General features: G+C 61.4%; 4 protein-coding genes. 1 reads left to right on the forward strand and 3 read right to left on the reverse strand.

Annotated features, from left to right (window positions below):
- The first annotated feature begins 155 nt into the window (after positions 1 to 155).
- Positions 156 to 386: a DUF6437 family protein gene (locus C0V72_RS15975; protein WP_101795116.1), complete on the forward strand. Its 231-nt coding sequence runs from the start codon at positions 156 to 158 to the stop codon at positions 384 to 386.
- A 121-nt stretch (positions 387 to 507) separates the two neighbouring features.
- On the opposite strand, the gene C0V72_RS15980 is transcribed toward C0V72_RS15975, so the two are convergent.
- The 3 genes from C0V72_RS15980 to C0V72_RS15985 form a co-directional block, all read right to left on the reverse strand.
- Positions 508 to 897: a single-stranded DNA-binding protein gene (locus C0V72_RS15980; RefSeq protein ID WP_101795117.1), complete on the reverse strand. Its 390-nt coding sequence runs from the start codon at positions 895 to 897 to the stop codon at positions 508 to 510.
- 578 nt (positions 898 to 1,475) lie between these two features.
- Complete coding sequence (locus C0V72_RS16495; protein WP_172439073.1) at positions 1,476 to 1,634, reverse strand: hypothetical protein; 159 nt, start codon at positions 1,632 to 1,634, stop codon at positions 1,476 to 1,478.
- A gap of 231 nt (positions 1,635 to 1,865) precedes the next feature.
- A partial coding sequence (locus C0V72_RS15985) for a DUF2493 domain-containing protein (protein ID WP_143704647.1) occupies positions 1,866 to 2,359 on the reverse strand: 494 nt, incomplete at its 5' end.

A 2,359-nucleotide genomic window follows, 5' to 3' on the forward strand; every position in this document is an offset into this window, starting at 1 on the left:
CCGCTCGGGCTACGCCCTCCCAGCGCTCGCCAAGGCGCGGATCAAGTGGCCTGATTTTGCGCCGCCCAATGGCCGACTTTTACTCCGCCGTTGACACGCATGAATTGGGATGATCGTACGCGGAGGGGACCAACGGCCTACAAAAGGAATGTCATATGGCCAGGTCCAAATCGAGCGCTCTTGGCGCGCTCAAGAAGCTGCGCGAACAGCGCGATGAACTCGACGCTCAGGAGACCAAACTGCGCGCTGATGCAGCAGCAGAGCTCGGCAATGTCTTGCTCGAATGCGGCGGCGAGGTGATCGAACCTGCACAGCTGAGACTTCTGATCCGCGCTGCGCTGGCGACAGGGATTGAGCAATCCCTCGAGCGCCTCTCCCCTGGCTGACCAGTGCTACAGCGGCGGGGTGTGGGCTCAATGCCCCTCCCCGCCGCACCAACGCCGGTAAGCACAGCAAAAGGCCCCGATGGCGCGTGCCACCGGGGCCTCGTTGCAACCGAGAAGACGTTCAGTCCTCGTCGATGTCAGGGGCGTCTTCGTTGTTCGAGCTGCGGCCCTTGGTGAGGAAGTCCACCTTGTCCGCGATGATCTCGCAGCCGTAGCGCTTGGTGCCGCTCTCGTCTTCCCACTGGGTGTAGTGGATGCGGCCTTCGACCGCGACCAGCTGGCCCTTGGTGCAGTACTTGGCAACATTTTCTCCGAGGCCGTTGAAGCAGGTCACGCGGTGAAATTCGCTGTCCTTGGCGGTGTAGCCGTTTTCGTCCTTGTAGGTCTTGCCGTCCTTGCGGGCGGGACGGTCTGTCACAACCGAGATCGAAGTGATGCTGGTTCCACCTTGGGTGGTGCGGGTTTCGGGGTCGCGAGCGATGCGGCCAACGAGGATAACGAGATTGGTCATGGGCTTTCTCCTGATCGAGCATTCCGGGTCCATCCCGGCTGCAAACCCGACTAGGAAGCGCCCATGGCGAAGCGCACCGAAGGGAAACCTCGATCTGGTTCGGGTGGAGCGGGCAGCCGGGCACGCAGCATGCGTGACCGGCAACTCGGCCGGACCTGATCGGGGTTGCGCGTCTCGACAGGGGTGCTTCAGGGAAGGTTTGTATCGAAGCCGGGTGGAGCCGGATGCCTTGAACAGGTTTGCCCTGCCCATGCCGCCGACGACTTTGGCCTGATTGATTTTGCACCCGAGCCCAACGAGTGCTCTCTATCTTTGATGGTGGTAGTGGCTTTTCTGCCCGGAAATGGGTGCACTCACTGACGCAATTGCCACGGCAGGAGCAGCATTCTCATCGTGCCAACTCGGCGCCGCCCAGACGATGCCAAAGCAGAATGAGGGCCTGCGTTCAGGCCATTTCTGCCGTCGTCAACTCTGCCAAAGGAAGGAGCGAATGCGGCATGCTGCAAGCGCATTGGAAGACCATTGACGATAGGCAGGCTCCCACCATCGCAAGCATCAGCGATCCGTAGGCCTGACTACTAAGGCCGGTCGGCCTTGTTGTTCGAACGGGCCTTATCGTCATTGTCGGGAGCCGGTTTTTCTGTCGCTGCGTCCTTGCGACTGCGTGAGGCATGGCCTCCGTGGACAGGAGCAACCGGAATAATAATCGGCGGAATTCCCTCATCCTTCTTGGCCATGGAGCCCTCCATCTTACTTCATTGCGAAACTCACGTAATGAAGCGCTCACGGACCGTCGGCGTCAAGCGGATACGGCGTGATCTGGCAGAGCGATGTTCCGTTCCGCTGTGCCTTTCAGTCAGATCAATGATCAGGTTCTCATGGCATGTAAGTGGGGTATTCGATCCCCAATCGAGATCCATGTCGCACTGGATTGAGACTCGATATCCATTTGCTACATGCTTGACCGCTCACCCGGGCGGTGCCTTGGGCGACGTGCCCAGCGGGCCACGGCGATCGACGACGGTGATCCGCCGCGCCTTCGCCTCAATCACCAGACGTTCAAGGACACCGTTGCCCGGAAAGGCGATGACGTAACGTGGGTCGAGCGAGAGCATCCGCTCGTTGCGCTTGAAACCGGCACGGGCGCCGAGGCGCATATCGAGCGAGAACGTGACCTGCGGGATGCCACGACGTTCAGCCCAGCTCGACGCCAGACGGTCGACGCCCTTGGTGTCGCCGCCATGGATGAGCACCATGTCCGGCACGCGGTCGCGCACCTTGTCGAGGGTGGCCCACACATTGTTGCCAAAGGTCAGTGCATCGGCTTCGGTCGCATGACGGGTGCGCCCGCCAGCGAACACGACGGGCGTTCCTTCGGGCACCGCCGCACGGCGCTTGGCCTCGGCACGGGCACGCAGGAAATCGCGACCTTCGACGAGCGCCGAGGTCATCATGGCGCTGT

Source organism: Porphyrobacter sp. TH134, from assembly GCF_002855495.1.
Classification (GTDB): Bacteria; Pseudomonadota; Alphaproteobacteria; order Sphingomonadales; family Sphingomonadaceae; genus Erythrobacter.

Excerpts from the sequence above, each read along its gene's own strand:
- C0V72_RS15975 (WP_101795116.1), top strand. The coding sequence starts at position 156 with ATGGCCAGGTCCAAATCGAGCGCTCTTGGCGCGCTCAAGAAGCTGCGC.
- C0V72_RS15980 (WP_101795117.1), bottom strand. The coding sequence starts at position 897 with ATGACCAATCTCGTTATCCTCGTTGGCCGCATCGCTCGCGACCCCGAA.
- C0V72_RS16495 (WP_172439073.1), bottom strand. The coding sequence starts at position 1,634 with ATGGCCAAGAAGGATGAGGGAATTCCGCCGATTATTATTCCGGTTGCT.